At 49.9% G+C, this 17754-nt stretch carries 17 protein-coding genes and 1 rRNA gene; 16 read left to right on the forward strand and 2 right to left on the reverse strand.

Features of this window, described 5'->3' with window-relative positions:
* The first annotated feature begins 4 nt into the window (after positions 1 to 4).
* The 5 genes from ACI0CA_RS00550 to ACI0CA_RS00570 all read left to right on the forward strand — a co-directional run bounded on the left by ACI0CA_RS00550 (position 5) and on the right by ACI0CA_RS00570 (position 3518).
* Entirely contained in the window at positions 5 to 1504 is a 1500-nt protein-coding gene (locus tag ACI0CA_RS00550) for an ABC transporter ATP-binding protein (protein WP_044932501.1), read from the forward strand.
* On the forward strand, positions 1497 to 2201 hold the full coding sequence (locus ACI0CA_RS00555) for an energy-coupling factor transporter transmembrane component T family protein (RefSeq protein WP_044932499.1): 705 nt from the start codon (positions 1497 to 1499) through the stop codon (positions 2199 to 2201). The genes ACI0CA_RS00550 and ACI0CA_RS00555 overlap by 8 nt, the downstream gene beginning before the upstream one ends.
* A 14-nt stretch (positions 2202 to 2215) precedes the next feature.
* Positions 2216 to 2803, forward strand: coding sequence for an MptD family putative ECF transporter S component (locus tag ACI0CA_RS00560; RefSeq protein WP_015535504.1), 588 nt, complete (start codon positions 2216 to 2218; stop codon positions 2801 to 2803).
* Between the two features lie 38 nt (positions 2804 to 2841).
* Positions 2842 to 3213, forward strand: coding sequence for a metal-dependent transcriptional regulator (locus tag ACI0CA_RS00565; RefSeq protein WP_015535503.1), 372 nt, complete (start codon positions 2842 to 2844; stop codon positions 3211 to 3213).
* A 131-nt stretch (positions 3214 to 3344) separates the two neighbouring features.
* The gene (locus ACI0CA_RS00570; protein ID WP_015535502.1) at positions 3345 to 3518 is read left to right on the forward strand and encodes a cysteine-rich KTR domain-containing protein; all 174 of its coding nucleotides are present in this window, start codon (positions 3345 to 3347) and stop codon (positions 3516 to 3518) included.
* A gap of 50 nt (positions 3519 to 3568) precedes the next feature.
* On the opposite strand, the gene ACI0CA_RS00575 is transcribed toward ACI0CA_RS00570, so the two are convergent.
* The gene (locus tag ACI0CA_RS00575) at positions 3569 to 3901 is read right to left on the reverse strand and encodes a helix-turn-helix domain-containing protein (protein WP_049940538.1); all 333 of its coding nucleotides are present in this window, start codon (positions 3899 to 3901) and stop codon (positions 3569 to 3571) included.
* A 514-nt stretch (positions 3902 to 4415) separates the two neighbouring features.
* On the opposite strand from ACI0CA_RS00575, the gene ACI0CA_RS00580 reads away from it, so the two are divergent.
* The 7 genes from ACI0CA_RS00580 to ACI0CA_RS00610 all read left to right on the forward strand — a co-directional run bounded on the left by ACI0CA_RS00580 (position 4416) and on the right by ACI0CA_RS00610 (position 10409).
* Positions 4416 to 4868 carry an RNA polymerase sigma factor gene (locus tag ACI0CA_RS00580; protein WP_044932497.1) on the forward strand — a complete coding sequence of 151 codons (453 nt, stop codon included), beginning with the start codon at positions 4416 to 4418 and terminating at the stop codon, positions 4866 to 4868.
* 620 nt (positions 4869 to 5488) lie between these two features.
* The gene (locus ACI0CA_RS00585) at positions 5489 to 6019 is read left to right on the forward strand and encodes a type II toxin-antitoxin system PemK/MazF family toxin (RefSeq protein ID WP_015535501.1); all 531 of its coding nucleotides are present in this window, start codon (positions 5489 to 5491) and stop codon (positions 6017 to 6019) included.
* Positions 6020 to 6028: 9 nt separating this feature from the next.
* The gene (locus ACI0CA_RS00590; RefSeq protein ID WP_044933357.1) at positions 6029 to 6265 is read left to right on the forward strand and encodes a helix-turn-helix domain-containing protein; all 237 of its coding nucleotides are present in this window, start codon (positions 6029 to 6031) and stop codon (positions 6263 to 6265) included.
* Between the two features lie 61 nt (positions 6266 to 6326).
* Entirely contained in the window at positions 6327 to 7559 is a 1233-nt protein-coding gene (locus ACI0CA_RS00595; RefSeq protein ID WP_015535500.1) for a tyrosine-type recombinase/integrase, read from the forward strand.
* Positions 7560 to 7702: 143 nt separating this feature from the next.
* Entirely contained in the window at positions 7703 to 8914 is a 1212-nt protein-coding gene (locus ACI0CA_RS00600) for a tyrosine-type recombinase/integrase (protein WP_015535499.1), read from the forward strand.
* A gap of 359 nt (positions 8915 to 9273) precedes the next feature.
* Complete coding sequence (locus ACI0CA_RS00605; RefSeq protein WP_395507467.1) at positions 9274 to 9561, forward strand: imidazolonepropionase; 288 nt, start codon at positions 9274 to 9276, stop codon at positions 9559 to 9561.
* Entirely contained in the window at positions 9558 to 10409 is an 852-nt protein-coding gene (locus tag ACI0CA_RS00610; RefSeq protein ID WP_395507468.1) for an IS3 family transposase, read from the forward strand. The genes ACI0CA_RS00605 and ACI0CA_RS00610 overlap by 4 nt, the downstream gene beginning before the upstream one ends.
* A 94-nt stretch (positions 10410 to 10503) precedes the next feature.
* On the opposite strand, the gene ACI0CA_RS00615 is transcribed toward ACI0CA_RS00610, so the two are convergent.
* Positions 10504 to 12147 (reverse strand): SulP family inorganic anion transporter, encoded by a 1644-nt coding sequence (locus ACI0CA_RS00615; protein ID WP_308449991.1) that lies wholly within the window; start codon positions 12145 to 12147, stop codon positions 10504 to 10506.
* Positions 12148 to 12393: 246 nt separating this feature from the next.
* Here ACI0CA_RS00615 and ACI0CA_RS00620 point away from each other — a divergent pair, with 246 nt between their 5' ends.
* The 4 genes from ACI0CA_RS00620 to rrf all read left to right on the forward strand — a co-directional run bounded on the left by ACI0CA_RS00620 (position 12394) and on the right by rrf (position 17727).
* Entirely contained in the window at positions 12394 to 14619 is a 2226-nt protein-coding gene (locus tag ACI0CA_RS00620; protein WP_446806636.1) for a glycoside hydrolase family 3 N-terminal domain-containing protein, read from the forward strand.
* Positions 14620 to 14632: 13 nt separating this feature from the next.
* Entirely contained in the window at positions 14633 to 16135 is a 1503-nt protein-coding gene (locus ACI0CA_RS00625) for a DUF5605 domain-containing protein (RefSeq protein ID WP_308449989.1), read from the forward strand.
* A gap of 147 nt (positions 16136 to 16282) precedes the next feature.
* Positions 16283 to 17464, forward strand: a complete 1182-nt coding sequence (locus ACI0CA_RS00630; protein WP_395507458.1) for an SGNH/GDSL hydrolase family protein — start codon at positions 16283 to 16285, stop codon at positions 17462 to 17464.
* A gap of 146 nt (positions 17465 to 17610) precedes the next feature.
* Positions 17611 to 17727: ribosomal RNA gene (rrf, locus tag ACI0CA_RS00635) — 5S ribosomal RNA — on the forward strand.
* Positions 17728 to 17754 lie beyond the last annotated feature (27 nt).

Raw genomic sequence — 17754 nt, forward strand, 5'->3', positions numbered from 1 at the left:
TGCCATGAAAAAACAATTTCCAATTATATCTTTTGAACATGCCTCTTTTCAGTATGAAGGACAGTCTCAGGAAAGTCTAAAGGATGTAAAGCTTATCATAAAATCGGGAGAATTTCTTGTTATTACTGGGCAGAGCGGATGTGGAAAGACCACATTAACCAGGTGTATCAATAATTTGATTCCCCGCTTTTTTGAAGGCAGATTATCCGGCGAAGTCATTGTATTGGGACGTTCCATAAAAGAATCGGACGCCGGTGAGGCTGGCAAAGAGATTGCTTCAATTTTTCAAGATCCCCGCAGTCAATTTTTTACTACAAACAGTTCCAGCGAAGTTGCATTTGCCTGCGAAAACTATGGAATTCCACATAAAGAAATCGTTAAACGTGTTAACAGCGCCTTTCAGTCACTGAATATGGAGAACCTAAAAGACAGAGATATTTTTGCCCTGTCCAGTGGAGAAAGGCAAAAAGTTGCTTTTCTCGCAGCGACTACTCTTAATCCACAAATTTATGTTCTGGATGAGCCTTCGGCTAATTTAGACATTCATACAATCTTACAGGTAAGAGAGATTCTTTCTGCTTTGAAAGCCGCTGGACACACGATTATTGTTTCAGAACACAGATTGTTTTACTTATACGGACTCGCAGATCGCTTTTTAATTATGGAGGATGGTCAAATCTGCGAAGAATTAACAGGTGAGGAAATGGCAGAATTATCTGCTGTCCAAATGCACAACAGAAGGCTTCGCCCGTTAAATTTGGATTTAATACAAATAGAAAGGAAAGAATCTATTTGCCGCTCGGAAGTATTTCTCCAAATTAGAAATTTGAGCTTTTCGCATAAAGCCATGCCGGAACTTCTTCACAACATTTCATTAGAAGCCTACAAAGGCGAAACGATTGCCTTGATTGGAGAAAATGGTTGCGGGAAAACAACATTGGGGAAAATCTTGTCTGGCTTGATTCGCTGCCGCCAAGGTGCGTTTTACATTGATGGAAAGAATGTGAAGCAACAAAAATTATCCGACTATGTGTACTTTGTTATGCAGGAGGCAGATCACCAGCTTTATACAGACAGTGTGACGGAGGAATTGAGGTTAGGAAACAAAAGGATTCCAAGCATAGATGAAAAAGTGTCTCAAATTTTGAAAATGCTCCATCTGGAAAACTTCAAAGACTGCCATCCGTATGCTTTATCAGGCGGTCAAAAACAGAGACTGACAATAGGAGCGGCAATGCTTTCGGAAAAACCAATCATCGTTTTGGATGAACCAACAAGCGGGTTAGACTGGGATAATATGTGCGCTGTTGCCAATGCTGTTAATTATATGCGTGAGGCTGGAAAGCTGGTCTTTATTATTACGCATGATCTGGAGTTTATCAGCCTGACCGCCTCGCGCGCTTTGCTTTTGAAGGAAGGGATTATTAAAGATGATTTACAAATGACGGAACAAAACAATTTCAAAATCGTAAAGAATTTTATGGTGGAGGAAGGTGGTGAATAAATTGAGAAAGCATGGAGTATATTACGATTCTCGCATAAAACTTCTGTTGATTCTATTGACATCAGCTTTGGCGTTTGCTTTGGGTGGAGGCTTAACAGGCTTGTTACTCTTTGGCGTCGTTTGCCTGTTTGCTTTGCTAAGTGGACTTTGGAAAACAAGTATCAAAGTTGCAATAGTTTATATAGTTCTGCTTATGTTGGCGCAAGTCCTTCCAATTCATTTATCTTCCGTGATAACATTCTTTTTACTAAGAATTTTGACTATTGCACTTGCTTTGAATATTCTATTTCAGACTACGGAAATATCGGAATTGATAGCAGCGCTTCAGGCAAGTCATATCCCTCAAGCAATTGTGATACCAGTGGCTATCATATTGAGATTTCTTCCATCTTTGAAACAAGATGTGCTTTATATAAAACAAGGGATGAAAACGAGGGGCGTGGGATTGTCTTTTTGGAGAATAGTAAGTCATCCGGCGCAGACATACGAAGGCTTTTTAGTCCCTATACTTATGCGCCTTCTGATGACGGCGACAGAATTATCCGCATCAGCGGAAACGCGAGGCATCAGCTATCCTTGTGAAAAAACTCACTATATATTAGTTGATTTCCGCTTAAGAGATAGTATTTTGTTGATAGGTATGCTTGCTCTTTTTGCGGTTATCATATGGACATCGTTCCAACCAATATCATTTTAAGGAGGATTTATTTCATGCAAACCGAAAACAAAAAAGGATTTCAAGTAAAGGATTTGATCGTCACAGCTCTTTTATCTTTGTGCGCACTTGTTATCTATATCATTTGTGCGTTCCTATCTTTTTCTCCCTACACGATGTTAGTGGTAAGTCCATTGTGGTCATTATTGGCAGCTATTACATATTTCCTTGTAGCAGCTAAGACTAAGAAACCGTGGGCACTGTTCATTTTTTGTGCGGTAACAGGCATTTATGGATTTTATCCGCCCATGATAATTTGCTGCATTATTGCTGGCATTATTTCTGCGTTGATCGCGTGGAAAACAGGTTGCACTAATGGAAAAACACTTACGTTCAGTTATATCATTTATATGGTTTTAGCAGCATTCAGTGGTACATATATTCCCTTCTTGTTTTTCTCAAATCAAACACTTGAGCAGTATGCGGGAATGTTTGGCGAAAGTTATTTGGGAATTTTGCAAACGTTAGTATCACCTGTAACAGCTATCATAATGCTTGTCGTTGTTGCAATTTGCGCCTTTGTTGGCGCGCTCATCGCTAAGAAACTGCTCAAGAAGCATTTCAAAAAAGCAGGTATGGTGTAAATGAAGTAATTATATGTGTCAGAAGGAGGTGTACCATTATGCCCTTAACATCATCTATGGAGGACTATTTAGAGGCAGTTTTAATAGTAGCTAAAAAACAAATTGAGGTGCGCTCTGTTGATATAGCTCGACAATTAAATGTTAGCAAACCAAGCGTCTGGCGGGCAATGACTGTCCTAAAAGATGGTGGTTTCCTTACAATGGATGATCACAGTTTTCTTTTACTCACAGATTTAGGACAAGAAACAGCCAAGAAAATCTATGAGCGTCACTGTTTTTTTACTGAACAGCTTATCGCCGCAGGTATTGACCCCAAGACTGCGGAGGCCGACGCCTGCCGGATTGAACACAACATCAGCGACGAAAGTTTCTCACGGCTGAAAGAGACAGCAACACAGAAACAAGATTAACCTGGATAAATTTTTAATGGCTAACTTATGGGAGGAAAAATGAAGATTAAATAGAAAAGACACGCCGACGGGCTTGCAGAGTAGCAAGTCCTCAGCCATGTCTTGGAAACAAGAGAATGGAGGTGGTTCCCATGCAGCAAACAGAATGGGTTTATTGTCCCGTCTGCGGGAATAAAACCCGTGATCGAATCAGGGAGGATACGGTTTTAATCAATTATCCTCTCTACTGCCCGAAGTGCAAACGAAAGAGCTTGATTCAGGCGAAACAGCTACACATCGTTGTCATCAAAGAGCCAGACGCATAGACGCAGAGCCGATGAACCCGTGAGAATTTCCCACGGACATCGGCTCTTTTTCACTCTTTGGGCTGGCTATCCAAGGCCGCTCTAACTGTCGCCTTGATGATCTGCATAGAACGCTCATCGCAGTTATACAGCATACGGACAAGGCTTTCCATTTCAGAATCCTCAATCTTCTTTTCCGGGAAGAAAATCTGATCGGGTAAAATGGACAGCTCCCGAATCAGCTTGTACAGGATGTCGTAGCTGGGCTTTTTGCCTTCGTTCTCGATACGATATATAAATCTCTCGCCTACTCCGACCTTGGCTGCCAGATCTTCGACCGTAATATCTGCTTTCATGCGGGCATTCTTGATGATCTCGCCAAGCATTTCATGTTCATTCTGCACTTTCAGTTCACCTCTCCTTCTATTTTACGGATTTATGCCAGATTTATAATGGCATAGCAGTTCAAATTCTAGAGAACTGATAGTGCGGATAAAAGTGAACTGACCAGGATCGTATAACTGGCCCTGTCAATAAAAAAAACGAGGCTTTGGCAGGTTGGTTTGTCATGCCCATCCCTCCAGACCACGTTTTGGCCTGGAGGGATATTTCATGCGTTGGTCATCCTTCGCACCGCTGCTTATTAGAAGCAGCGAGTATGATTCTATGTCGTAGGCCGCCTGCTTGACGGTGTACGGTCAAAAAAACTTCCCGTTTTTCAGCGGGATACTATGCCCTTCGCACTGAACCATCATGCCATGATTTATACGAACTAAAAAGAAACGCACTTGCTGTTTGGGGGAATACCCCATTCTGCAGGTGCGTTTTTCAATATAGAGAAACCCCATTTTCACGTTGTAGGGGACCGCCGGCCAGTCTGAATTTCTCGCAATTCAGACTGATCGGAGGGAAAACAGCGTGGACGCTGATAAAAAAAGAATATGGATTCGCGGCCAATTTGTCGAGGTCACGGATGAAGTGTACCGGGCCTATATGCAGGGCGACCGGAAAATGCGCTATTTTGAGAACGATTTGAAAACCGAGCGGTTCGTTCTCGGAAAGGAGGGCCAAGTGGTGCAGATCATCCCCAGCCGCGAAGATTCTTTGGACCGGCTGGTGGATGAAAATGCCCGGCAATTCTCCGATGAGCAGGAAAGCGTGGAGAGCGTGGTGCTCCACAAGCTGGAAGTGGACAGGCTACATACCGCGCTTTCCCTGCTTACCCCAGAAGAACGTGCGCTGATCCAGGCATTATTCTTTGATGAGCGCAAGGAGAGCGAGCTGGCGGTGGAACTCGGCATTTCTCAGCCCGCCGTTTATAAGAGGAAAATGAAAATCCTCAAAAAGCTAAAAATTTTTCTGGAAAAATAAGTTTTAGCGGTTATAGAACCTCTCACCCAACGGCAAATAGGGTGAGAGGTTCTTTTTATGGCCTCATGGCACCTTGAAAACTGCATACCCATTCATCAGGCACATTCCCGCTGCTTTGGCGAAAGCCAAAGCCCAGGTAGCGGCTGCGCAGTGATCTGCCGGGAGAAAACAACGAGACACCACCGAAAAAAGAGATTGTAGGTCTTTGGTTTGTTCTTCCAGGCAAGGAGCGAGAAACAGCAGGCTGCCAGTACCGGGCGGCTCCCGGTACGGCCATAACCAGCAGCGGGGACAATGATACTCCCGTCCAGCCTAACGTCCGAGCGTTGAAGCGGTTTGCCGCCGTGATCCGTCGCAGGCAATGGGGGCGGTTGCGTGAGAACCACGCGAGGGGTGAGATTCCCCGTGGAGCTGGTGAGCCGCCAGCCGTTTGATGACTTCCCGCAGTGTTCCGGGGTGTCGAGGACAAATAGGAACACTTTGAAATACGGGCCGTACAGCAGGACGGGCCAATGAAAACAGGAGGATTGTTTTATCTCTCCCTGGCCTTCATTCTGTTCTGCTGTCCGGCTCTACATAGGCGGCACCTGCCGCCTGCATTTCAAAGGGAGGTCATAGACATGAATAAGACATATCTGCGCGGCGATATGTACTATGCCGATCTGGGCCGGGGAATCGGCTCCGAACAGGAAGGGTATCGCCCTGTCCTTATTATTCAGAACGATACTGGAAACAAGCACAGCCCCACGGTCATTGTGGCAGCCATATCCAGCAAAGTGGACGCCAAGGCCAAGCTGCCCACTCATTACCTTCTCAAAGCAGAGAACGGCCTGGAGCTGCCTTCTCTGGTGCTGATGGAGCAGCTCCGCACCATTGATAAAAGACGGCTGGAAACGTACATCGGACATCTGGAGGAACAGCATATCCGCCGGCTCAACCGCGCTCTGGCAGTCAGCGTGGGATTGATTGAAGAAACGTCGAAAAATTTAATCATGTGCCTTTGTCCGGCCTGTGCCAATAACTTCTACGGCACAGGCTCTTATTATTTGCGCCGGGTCCACCCTGGCCGGGTGGAAAAGGACATCTGCACCTACTGCGGCCAGCGGCCCGGTTTTGATTATGAAGTAGTAAAAAAGAAGGAAAGGAAGTGAAGATTGGATATGGAAAAGCTGATTACTCGTAAGGAGGCGGCAAAACTGTTGGGAATCAGCCTTGCCACCTTGGATGAAGCCAGAAACAGCGGTTTGATTTCCTATATTCAATATGTACCGAATGGGTGCGTATATTTCACTTCTGCCTACCTTCAGGAATATGTTGCTAAATGCACCTATCGGGCAAAACCTGTGGAAAAGAAAGCAACCTACCGAAATGTGCGAGGAAACAAATCGCACCTTTGAGCAAATCGTGCGGTTTTGGTAAAACAAAGATACAACACCGATTGCATTTGGAGGTAGAAAAATGGCAGCAAAAAGAAAACGAATTCCCAGGTACAGCAAAGTCCAGATAAATGGGCATGAGTATTACAAAACAGATATTGAGGACGCAGATGGCAAACGGGTGATTCTTTACGGAAAAACCCGCGAGGAAGTTTACGACAAGGAAATGGCGGCTCTTGAGCAAATCGACAACGCCACATTCCGGCGTAAATCCCCCACGGTCGCCGAGTATTGTGAAAAGTGGCTTCTGATGCAGTCCGTCCATATCCGTGCCACCACATTGATTGATTATACATCCAAGGTGCGGCGGCATATTATCAAGGAGCTGGGTGAGAAACGAATGGCCGATGTAACCCTGGATGACATCCAGGTTGCCCTTGTGCCAGTCTCTAAAAAGTCGGCTTCAGTATATAAGTCCGTGGTAATCCTCTACAAGTCTATTTTCCGGGCGGCCAAGGAGAGCCATGTGATTGATACAAACCCGACGATATACCTTGAGGCAAAAGGCGGAGGCGTTCCGCAGGAGGAGCGGCAGGCTTTGACGGATGAACAGGTAGAACGGCTTTTGGACGCCATTCGTGGGTTGCCGCCCTATGTATTTGTGATGATTGGCCTGTATGCCGGGCTGCGGCGGGAAGAAATCCTTGCACTGCAATGGGATTCGGTATATCTGGATACAGATGCGCCGTATTTGACGGTCCGGCGGGCGTGGCACACGGAACATAATAGGCCGGTCATTCTCACAGAGTTAAAAACGAAGGCTGCGGAGCGGAATATCCCTCTCCCGGATCGTTTGGCAGAGTGCTTGAAAGCGGCAAAGAAAAAATCGACATCAGACTATGTAATTGCCAACCAGGATGGAGAGCCGTTGTCTTATACGCAGTTTAAGCGGCTTTGGCAGTATATCGTGACACGGACAGCAAAACCGAGGATAGCTCGCAAACTTGTGGACGGGAAATATGTGAAGTATATGCTTTACCCGAAGCTGGGTGAAAAAGCACGGAACAATGGTCATGTGGTATATAGCTTGGATTTTGAGGTTACGCCACACATGCTTCGTCATACCTACATCACAAATTTGATTCATGCTTCGGTAGACCCGAAAACAGTTCAATACTTGGCTGGCCATGAGAGCAGTAAGATCACGATGGACATTTATGCGAAGGTAAAGTACAACAAGCCGGAGCAACTGGCAGGAGTTTTAAGCGGAGCCTTTGCAGAATGGGATGGCGGTGAATACGAAGCGGCACAATAATTTGACGGAAAACGTACAAAGGGCGGGGAGTGTTCCCCGCCCTTTGCGTTTCCCAGAATCGCACCTTTGATAGAGCCATGATTTTTCAGTATAAAGAAGGTATCGGCGCTGAAATACATATTAAATAGAAAGGAACTGAAATCATGGCGAAAAAACAAGAAAATGTTCCCCGGTATGGCACTGCCATGCGGAGGGGGATTCAATATTACAGGACTCGGATCACCGATGCCGATGGAAAAAGGGTGGACTTGTATGCTGAAACCTGCGAGGAACTCCAGTTAAAGGAGATGGAGGCTCGACGCCAGGTAGAGGAGGCGGTTTTCCGCAGAAAACATCCAACGGTGGCAGAGTATTGCGAGAAGTGGTTGCTCATGCAGTCGGCAAAGGTATCTTCCGGCACGTTGAGAGGATATACCCAGACCATGAACAACTATATTGTCAAACCTTTAGGCGATATGTATCTTGAGGATGTGACTGCAGACGATATTCGGCTTGCGATGATTCCATTGGCTTCAAAATCTGCTGGATTGTATAGTAAGGTAAATATGCTCCTGAAATGTGTCTTTTATTCGGCAGAGCGAAGCCAGTTACTTGAATATAATCCCTGTGAGGGACTCTCGGCCAAAGGGGGAAAACCGGGGAAAAAGATAAATGCCTTGACGGATGAGCAAGTGAAGCTACTTTTAGATACTGTCCGAGGGCTTCCGCCCTATACCTTTATAATGATCGCTTTATATTCCGGCCTGCGTCGTGAAGAAATTCTGGGACTGCAATGGGACTGCGTATTTCTGGATGTTCCTACGCCGTACATCTCTGTACGGAGGGCATGGCGCTCAGAACATAACAGGCCGGTGATTTCCACAACGCTGAAAACGAAGGCGGCTCGGAGAGATATTCCGATCCCAAAGTGTTTGACAGACTGCCTGCGGGAAGTGAAAGAGAAAACCGAATCGGAATATGTGGTTGCTGACAGAAATGGAAATCCTCTTTCATCTTCGCAGTTTCAGCGGGTATGGAAATATGTAACCGTTCGCTCTACGAAACCCCATAACTATTATAAGTATGTAAATGGCCAGTGCGTGAAGTGTACGGTAACGCCTACCCCTGGCAGTCATCAGAAAAATAACCCGAAGTTAGTGTATGCCATTGACTTTGATGTAACCCCACATCAACTTCGTCACACCTATATTACTAACCTGCTGTATGCAGGCATTGACCCAAAAACTGTTCAATATCTTGCCGGGCATGAAAACAGTAAGACGACTATGGACATTTACGCGCAGGTGAAGTATAATAAACCGGAGGAACTTCTGAGTGTTGTAAATGCTGCATTTGCTCCATCTGTTGGTGTCTAAAATGCCCCCATTTTTATGATTAAATACTGGGGCAACATTTGAGGGCAGAGGCCAAAAAGCCCATAAAATCAAGGAAAACCGGCGCTAAACTGTACGCCAATACGGTCTCAAAGCAGCTCGTCGCGCTCCGCAGTTCTCCAAGAGATAATCATCCGCAAGGATTTTTCTCGAGGGACGCAAAAGCGAATCTTTCAAACATTTCCCCGCAGACAAGGCATACGCCGTATGCCCCGCCTGCGGGTTTTTGTTTTAAAACAAGCATCACCCCCGCTCCGCAAAATGAACAGAACCAGTAAAACAGGACAATAGACAAAATCCCCCCTGATGTAGGATAATAAGTACATCAGGGGGGATTCATTATGAGCAAACGAAGATACACCAATATGCAGGTTCTACTACCGACCATAGAAAAGATGTTAGAATCAGGGAAGAACCACAGGGAAATCGAAGCGGAACTTGGCTTGGAGGGAGACCGTCCGGTTCACAATCTGCTGAAGCGGCAACGCAAAAAAGCCGCCAAGGGTGCGCCGAAGTTTCGTGGCAGGAAGCCTGCAAAGACGCTGCAGGAATATAAGTATGAGAATAAGCGGCTCAAGATGGAAGTGAAATTACTGCAGGATTTTCTGCAGTCCACAGAAAGGAAGTGAGGCCAAAGGCAAAGTACGCCGTCATTCACCGTCACCGGGGAGAATACCCAATATCTGTTATGTGCAAATTCTTCGGGGTATCCAGAAGTGGTTACTACTGCTTTAAAAAGCGTCTGGGAGAGACGGATCGCGATGCTGTTGTGGCAAAGGAAATCGAGGAATGTCAGCGCAGGACAGATAAGACCTATGGCTATCGACGTGTATGGAAGTGGTTAAAAGGCAGAAATATTCAAAGAGATCCGAAGACTGTGCTCAGAATCATGAAAAAATATGGATTATTGTCTGAGGTTCGCCGACGCCGCCAATGGGTAAATCTTGGTCAGCAGGTACACAAATACGAAAATCTGTTGAACAGACAGTTCCGGGCGGTCAGGCCAAACGAGAAATGGGTCACGGACATTTCTTACATCCACACAAAAGAAGGCATTTTATATCTGTCCATGATCCGAGATCTGTATGACAACAGTATTGTGGCCTACAAGACTGCAAGTCGGCAGACTGTGAATCTTGTTCTGGACACGATTCGTCTGGCAATGAAGAAAGAGAAAGTCGCTGCGGAGTTGCAGCTCCACAGCGACCAAGGCTTTCAATACACATCGCAAGCATACTTCAAGCTAACACAATCTTACGGCATAACGCCGTCCATGTCAAGGAAAGGAAATCCTTATGACAATGCCATGGCAGAAAATTTCTTCTCCATTCTGAAAACAGAGTGCATCTACCGCCACAAGCCAAAGACGTTCCAAGAAGCAAACGAACTGATCGACAGGTATATTTACTTCTATAACCACGAACGCATCCAAACAAAAACGGGAGTGGCACCGCTGTCGCTGCGCCACTCCGCTTAAAACTCAATATCCTACATGGGGGCTTTTAGTGCTGTCCGCATAATCTGGTGCGGTTCAAAAAACGGAACGGGGGTGATGCTATTTATAATCTGTTTTACTCTGCAATTTCTGCACTCAGCAGGTCTAAAATCGCGTCTTCCGCGTTCCAGAAGTACGCGTTTTCACTGAGAAGCGCCGTGATGCCCGTGCGGTCAAAATAGGTGCGCACGCCGTCTGCCATGCCACAGCAGGCGACCGTTTTGCCTTGCTTTTGCAGGCTTTCACACAGCTCCAAAACGGCCTGCGCGCCGGAAACGTCAATGTTCGGCATGCCGCGCAGGGAAAAGATCACATGGTCGTAGGCGGGCATTTCCGCCATGCGGCGGTTGAATTCATCCACCGCGCCGAAGAACAGCGAGCCTATCACGTACACAACGCCGGTCGTCTCCAGCACCGGCGGCTTGCCTTCCACCGTGCGCAGCTTATTCGCGTCAATGTCGGAGAAGCTTACGCCAATCCGGCTGGATTTTGCAATGTACAAAACCGCAGAGTACGCAACACCGAGCAAAATCGCGACCGTCAAATCGAAAATGACCGTTGCGAGCATCGTGATGAGGAATTGGCTGATGCCGGATTTTAGCTTGTGGCTGAAAATGTAGCGGATGCCGCTCCAGTCGTTCATGCGCCACGCCGTTACCATCAAAACGCCGGCAAGTGCCGCAAGCGGCAGGCGCGCCATCACGCCGCCGAGCAGAAACATGGAGGCGAGCAGGAAAACGGAGTGGAACACGCTCGCAAGGCGCGTCTGCTGGCCGGATTTCACCGCTACGCTCGTGCGCGCAATGGCCGCCGTAGCCGGCACACCGCCGAAAAGCGGCAGCAGCATGTTGCCTACGCCCTGCGCGATGAGCTCTTGATCGGCGTTGAACGGCTCGTTTTTCATGCGGGAAGCCGAAGCACCGCACAAAAGACTTTCAATCATGCCGAGCGCCGCAATCGTCACAACGGGAGAGATGAGGTTTTTCAGCATGTCAAGGTTCAGACCGCCGAGGTCAAGGCGGTCTGCGAGCATCAGCGTGCGCGGAATGTCGCCCACCGTCGCAATGGAATCCATACGGAACAGGGCGGAAACGACCGTTGCCAAAATGATGCCCACAAGCGAGCCCGGCACGCGTGCGCCCCACTTTTTCGGCCAGACAATCATCACGACAACGACAAGCAGACCAATCAGCACCGCTTGGAGGTTCGGATGAAAGCCGAGGCGCGCGTAAGACGCGATTTTTGCCAAATTTGAGCTGCCCTCGGACGCAGTGCCGAAGAAATTATCGATTTGCCCCATCGCGATAATAATCGCAATGCCGGACGTAAAGCCCATGATGACGGGCATCGGGATGAAGCTGATGAGCCGCCCAAGCTTAAAAATACCGGCTAAAAGCAGCAGTGCGCCCGCCGCAAAGCACGCGAAAAACACGCCCTGCAAGCCGTAAGACGCCACAATGCCCACCAAAACGGCGCTCATCGCGCCTGTGGGGCCGGAAATCTGGAACGAAGCGCCGCCGAGTACCGCAATGACAACGCCCGCAATGATTGCCGTAACAAGACCCGCAGCTGCCGTAGCGCCGGAAGATACGCCGAACGCCAGCGCAAGGGGCAGCGCCACCGCGCAAACAGTCAGGCCCGCCATGATGTCTTTCATCAGCTTGGCGGTGTTGTAGCCCGAAAACTCCTGCTTCAGGCTCGTTAAATAGTTTTTTATCATGTTTCCCTCCAATAAATTGATTTTTCCGCATCATTTGCCGCTTTTTTACCGCAGCCTATTAACTATACCATTAGGAGCCGCTTTAATGCAAGGAAAAAGATACGCCGTTTTCTCGCGCTTTTCTGTGCATACAGCCCGCGTGACACACCTTATAAAAATCTTTACTTTTTATAGGAAATACGCTATACTTTGTACAAAAGCAAATGCGAAAATTCCTTGTTTTAATCCAAACAAAGAGGTATGAAAATGAACGTAAAAAAAACGGAAAGAGACGGCATTGTCCGCGCCTATCCCGAAAACGGCAAGCCGCTCGCGTGGTCTGCGTCGTCCGGTGTAGAGCTCATCGAAAGAGACGGCCTGTATTTTAAAGACTTGGAGAAGACCGGCGAGCTTCTCCCGTATGAAGATTGGCGTTTGCCCGTTGAGGAGCGCGCCGCAGACCTTGCTTCCCGCCTAACAACAGAGGAGATTGCGGGCCTTATGCTCTATTCGCCGCACCAAGCGGTGCCGCCCATGGCGTTCGGCCCGTTCGGCGGTACATATAACGGCCAAAAGTACGCGGAAGCAAATGTCCCTGCGTATACGCTCACCGACCAGCAGAAGGAATTCATGAACAAAGAGCACATTCGCCACGTCCTCATGATTACGGTAGAAGACGCGAAGACTGCCGCAAAGTGGAACAATGAGCTGCAAAAGCTTGCCGAAAGCATGCCGCACGGCATCCCGGTGAACATTTCCTCCGACCCGCGCAACGGTGCGCGCGGCAGCGGCAGCGTAGAGTTTAAAACCGCCGGCAGTGACGTCAGCAAGTGGCCGGAGGGTGTCGGTTTTGCCGCGTGCTTTGACCCCGAGATTGTCCGCCGGTTCGCGGAGGATGCGTCGAAAGAATACCGTGCGCTCGGCATCACCACGGCGCTCGGCCCGCAGATTGACCTTTGCACCGAGCCGCGCTGGATGCGCTTTGTCGATACGCTCGGTGAAAATCTTGAGATGACAAAGAAAATGGTCAAGGCGTACTGCGACGGTATGCAGACCACCGAGAATTCCGAAAACGGCTGGGGATATGACAGCGTAAACACCATGGTCAAGCACTGGCCGGGCGGCGGCACGGGTGAGGCCGGCCGCGATGCACACTATGCCTACGGCAAATACGCGGTTTACCCGGGCAATAATTCCGAAGAACACAGGAAACCGTTTACGGAAGCGGCGTTTAAATTAGACGGTCCCACCGAAAGTGCCTCTGCCGTCATGCCGTACTACACGGTTTCTTGGGGACTCGACACCAAAAACGGCAAAAACGTCGGCAACTCGTACAGCGAGTATCTCATCAAAGATCTCCTGCGCGAAAAATACGGCTTTAAGGGTGTCGTTTGCACGGACTGGGGCATCACGCAGGATCCCGCACCCATTATGGATACGTTTGCAAGCCGCTGCTTTAATATGGAAAACATGACCGAGGGCGAGCGCTGCTTCGTCGCCATCATGAACGGCGTAGACCAGTTCGGCGGCAACGCAGAGATTGCGCCCATCATGGAAGCGTATCAAATCGGCTGCGAAAAGGTCGGCGAAGAAGCCATGCGCGCCAGAATGGAGCGCTCCGCCGCGCGTCTGCTCAAAAATATTTTCCGGTGCGGCCTGTTCGAGAACCCGTATCTCGATCCCGAAGAGTCCGCTAAGATTGTCGGCAACGCGGAATTCTGCGCCCACGGCTATGACGCACAACGCAAATCTGTCGTCTTATTAAAGAATCGCAATCACTGTCTGCCGCTCCAAAAGGGTATCAAAATCTACGTGCCGCAGCGCAAGCTCCGCACCATGAAGGGCTTCATGCGCAACGATATTCCCGCCCACACGGAAGACCCCGTGACGGACGAGGTGATTTCGAAATACGGCGTGCGCGTCCATACGCCCGAGGAAGCGGACGTGGCGCTTGTCTTTGTGGAAAGCCCTGCGTGCAACGCGTATTCTACGGAAGACGTCGCAAACGGCGGCAACGGCTACCTGCCCATCACACTCCAGTACCGCCCCTATACGGCGGTGAACGCGCGCGAAGTGAGTATTGCGGGCGGCGATTTCCGCGAGGATTTCACGAACCGCAGTTACCGCGGCAAAACGAATATTGCCTATAATGAATGCGACCTCGATAACATTCTAAACTGTCGCGAGGCGATGGGAGACAAGCCCGTCATTGTCTGCGCAGCAATCAACAACCCAATGGTCATGCACGAGTTTGAGCGTGAAGCGGACGGCATCGTCGTCGAGTTCGGTGTTTCCCGCGCCGCGGTGCTTGACGTCGTCTTCGGCGATTACGATCCCACCGGCCGTCTGCCTGTGCAGATGCCGAAGGACATGGACACCGTGGAAAAGCATTGCGAAGACGTTCCGTTTGACCTTGAAGTGCACGTGGATGAATTCGGCCACGCCTACGGCTACGGCTTCGGCATGAATTATGAAGGCGTCATCGAGAAATAAGGAGTGACATCTAATGAATACAGTAGAAAAATGGGGGCTTTTTGAAGTTTCCCTCAAAGGTCCGTCTGCGGGCAACCCGTTTACGGAGCAGTCCGTTTCCGCCACGTTCCGCAGCAAAAACGAGATCGTCACGGTAGACGGCTTCTATGACGGCGACGGCGTTTATAAAGTGCGCTTCATGCCCTCGTTTACGGGCGATTACGTCTATGAAACGGTCGGCAGCTTCCCGGAAGCGGAGTCTGCCGGCGATTTCACCGTAACGGAGCCGACCGGCAATAACCACGGCCCGGTGCGTATTGCGAACACGTACCATTTCGCCTATGAAGACACCACGCCATACTATTCCGTCGGCACCACGTGCTACGCGTGGGCGCACCAACCGGAAGAAGTGCACAAGCAAACGCTCGAGGAGCTCGATAAGGGCTACTTCAACAAAATGCGTTTCTGCGTCTTTCCGAAGCACTACATCCACAATTTCCGCGACCCGGAGACCTTCCCATATGAGGGCACCCCGGTCGATAATTCAAACCTCACCGAAGAAAACTTCTCGTATTTCGTCGATTTTTCCGGCAACAACTGGGATTTTACGCGTTTTAACCCCGAGCATTTTCGCCGCATGGAGCGCTGCATCGTAGAATTACAGGAGCGCGGCATCGAGGCCGACATCATCGTTATGCACCCCTACGACCGCTGGGGCTTCTCCGTCATGAACCGCGAGCAGGACGACCTCTACTGGAACTACGTCATCGCGCGCTTCTCCGCCTACCGCAACGTGTGGTGGAGCCTTGCAAACGAATACGACCTCATGCGCGCCAAGAAGCTTGAGGACTGGGAGCACTACGCAGACCTGCTCTGCAAAAAAGATCCGTACAACCACATGCGTTCCATCCACAACTGCATACCGTTCTACGACCACACTCGTCCGTGGATTACGCATTGCAGCTTGCAGCGCCAGGATCTCTACCGTCACGTGGAATACACCACCGATTACCGCACGCGCTACCAAAAGCCTATCGTGTGGGATGAGATTGCCTACGAAGGCAATATTGATATGGGCTGGGGCAATATCTCCGGGCAGGAGCTTACCCGCCGCTTCTGGGAAGCTTCCATGCGCGGCGGCTACGCAGGCCACGGCGAGACCTTCATGAACCCCGAAGACATCTTGTGGTGGAGCCACGGCGGCAAGCTGCACGGCGAAAGCCCCGCGCGCATCCGCTTCCTGCATGAAATTCTCACGCAGACGCCCGGTCTCGGCTTAAAGCAAGGCCCCGGCGCGTTCGATGAGACCGTCGCCGTGCCGGACGAGATGATCCCCGTCACCGGCTACGAGATTCACTACTACGGCTTCGGCCGCCCGAGCTTCCGCGATTTCGTAAAGCCCGCGGACGAAAACTGGCGCGTGGAGGTCATCGATACGTGGAACATGACCATCACCGATGCCGGCGTGCACAGCGGTAAGTTCCGCATTGCGCTGCCGGGCCGCGAGTACATGGCCGTGCGCCTCACGCGCGTGTAAACATTCATAAAGCGTATAAATTTAAATAAACCGTAAAAGAGGGCACCCGCAGCGCTGCGCGGTGTCCTCTTTACTTGACAGAATCTTTCCCGCGCCGTACAATAAACCCAAGATAACAAAGAAATATTCCGAAAGGATGACTATATTTTGGCGAATAAAAGAAAACGCCCCGCTGCTATGCGCGAGGAAGAACGGCAGGCACAGCGCGCAGCCGCCCGTGCGGAGCGCCGCACAAGGCGAGCCGCAGAGCAGGCCACACAGAATGTCCCGCAGAAGACGGAAGCCCCGAAAGCGCCGCAAAAAGCAGGCGTGCCTCATAAAAAGAAGAAGATCAACAAGTTCCGCGTGGCGGTCGTCTGCACCGCCGCTGTGCTCGTGGCGCTCGTTGCCCTCGGCGTGGCCAGCGCTGCCGGTGTGCGCACGCCCATCAGCAGTATCGCCGCAGACGGCGAGCCGGAGTTCTTCTCCACCGTAAAACCGCAGGCCAGCGCCGCACCGGCAGAAAACACTGCTTCCGCCGCGCCTACGCCGTCTTCCGCTTTTGACGGCGCACTTTTCATCGGCGACAGCATGACGACGCGCCTGAAAAGCTACGTCACGGACGGCGCAGGCAGCACCACCGCTTTGAGCGACGCGGAATTCATGACCCGCAGCGATTATTCGTGGGGCGAAGCGCAGAACGAACTAAACGGCGGTGAGGGCGGCCTGTGGCTCGACGATGACACCGCTCTCACCGTCACGGAAGCCATCGACCGTTTCTCCGCGACGAAGCTTTACATTCAACTCGGCAAGGAAGACCTCACGTATAACGACGTTTCCGACGTCACGTCCACTGCACAGGCGGTTATTTCCGCGCTGCAAACGAAGTACCCGAACCTTGAAATTACCGTGCAGGCCGTTACGCCCATGCTGGAGTGGATTGACTATCAGGGGCTCAGCAGCAGCACCATCGCGCAGTATAACAAAGCGATGCAGACCTATTGCACGGGCAAAAAGAACCTGAAGTTCTTAAACATCGCCGCATTCTGTACAGAGGGCTACCTTCCCGCGGAGTATTGCGCTGACCCCGAGGGCTTGTGCATCCACTTAAACGACGAGGGCTGCGCCATTTGGGCAGATTATCTCCTCGGCAACAAAACGCCGGAGCCGTCGCCCACCCCCACGCCGACCCCCGATCCGAACGGCGACAGCACCGATAACACCGATACAACGGACACCGCCGGCGACACCTACACGGACGATTCCGGCGATTATACGGACAACACAGGGGATTACACCGATGATACGGGCGACTATACGGATGACACCGGTGATTACACAGAAGAATAACCTACAAAATATGGCATGCAAAATGTTTGGTATACCATATTTTGCTTTTCTCAAAACTTTTTGAAATTTTTTTGAAAAAAGGCTTGCAATTTAGAAAGAGATGTGGTATTATAATAAAGCCGTCAGATGAGGCGGCAAACAGAATAGTTGGTGTTGATTACAACGAGGGTCCACCTGTTCCCATACCGAACACAGAAGTTAAGCTCGTTTGTGCTGAAAATACTCGGCTGGCAACGGCCCGGGACGATAGGTTGGCGCCAACACTTAGAAGAATCACAGAAATGTGGTTC

It is taken from the genome of Hominenteromicrobium mulieris (assembly GCF_046197855.1).
GTDB lineage: Bacteria > Bacillota > Clostridia > Oscillospirales > Acutalibacteraceae > Hominenteromicrobium > Hominenteromicrobium mulieris.

Coding starts and splice junctions, on each gene's coding strand:
- ACI0CA_RS00595 (WP_015535500.1), top strand. CDS start 6,327: ATGGCAGCAAAAAGAAAACGAATTCCCAGGTACAGCAAAGTCCAGATA.
- ACI0CA_RS00560 (WP_015535504.1), top strand. CDS start 2,216: ATGCAAACCGAAAACAAAAAAGGATTTCAAGTAAAGGATTTGATCGTC.
- ACI0CA_RS00590 (WP_044933357.1), top strand. CDS start 6,029: ATGGAAAAGCTGATTACTCGTAAGGAGGCGGCAAAACTGTTGGGAATC.
- ACI0CA_RS00600 (WP_015535499.1), top strand. CDS start 7,703: ATGGCGAAAAAACAAGAAAATGTTCCCCGGTATGGCACTGCCATGCGG.
- ACI0CA_RS00605 (WP_395507467.1), top strand. CDS start 9,274: ATGAGCAAACGAAGATACACCAATATGCAGGTTCTACTACCGACCATA.
- ACI0CA_RS00565 (WP_015535503.1), top strand. CDS start 2,842: ATGCCCTTAACATCATCTATGGAGGACTATTTAGAGGCAGTTTTAATA.
- ACI0CA_RS00570 (WP_015535502.1), top strand. CDS start 3,345: ATGCAGCAAACAGAATGGGTTTATTGTCCCGTCTGCGGGAATAAAACC.
- ACI0CA_RS00615 (WP_308449991.1), bottom strand. CDS start 12,147: ATGATAAAAAACTATTTAACGAGCCTGAAGCAGGAGTTTTCGGGCTAC.
- ACI0CA_RS00625 (WP_308449989.1), top strand. CDS start 14,633: ATGAATACAGTAGAAAAATGGGGGCTTTTTGAAGTTTCCCTCAAAGGT.
- ACI0CA_RS00550 (WP_044932501.1), top strand. CDS start 5: ATGAAAAAACAATTTCCAATTATATCTTTTGAACATGCCTCTTTTCAG.
- ACI0CA_RS00620 (WP_446806636.1), top strand. CDS start 12,394: ATGAACGTAAAAAAAACGGAAAGAGACGGCATTGTCCGCGCCTATCCC.
- ACI0CA_RS00585 (WP_015535501.1), top strand. CDS start 5,489: ATGAATAAGACATATCTGCGCGGCGATATGTACTATGCCGATCTGGGC.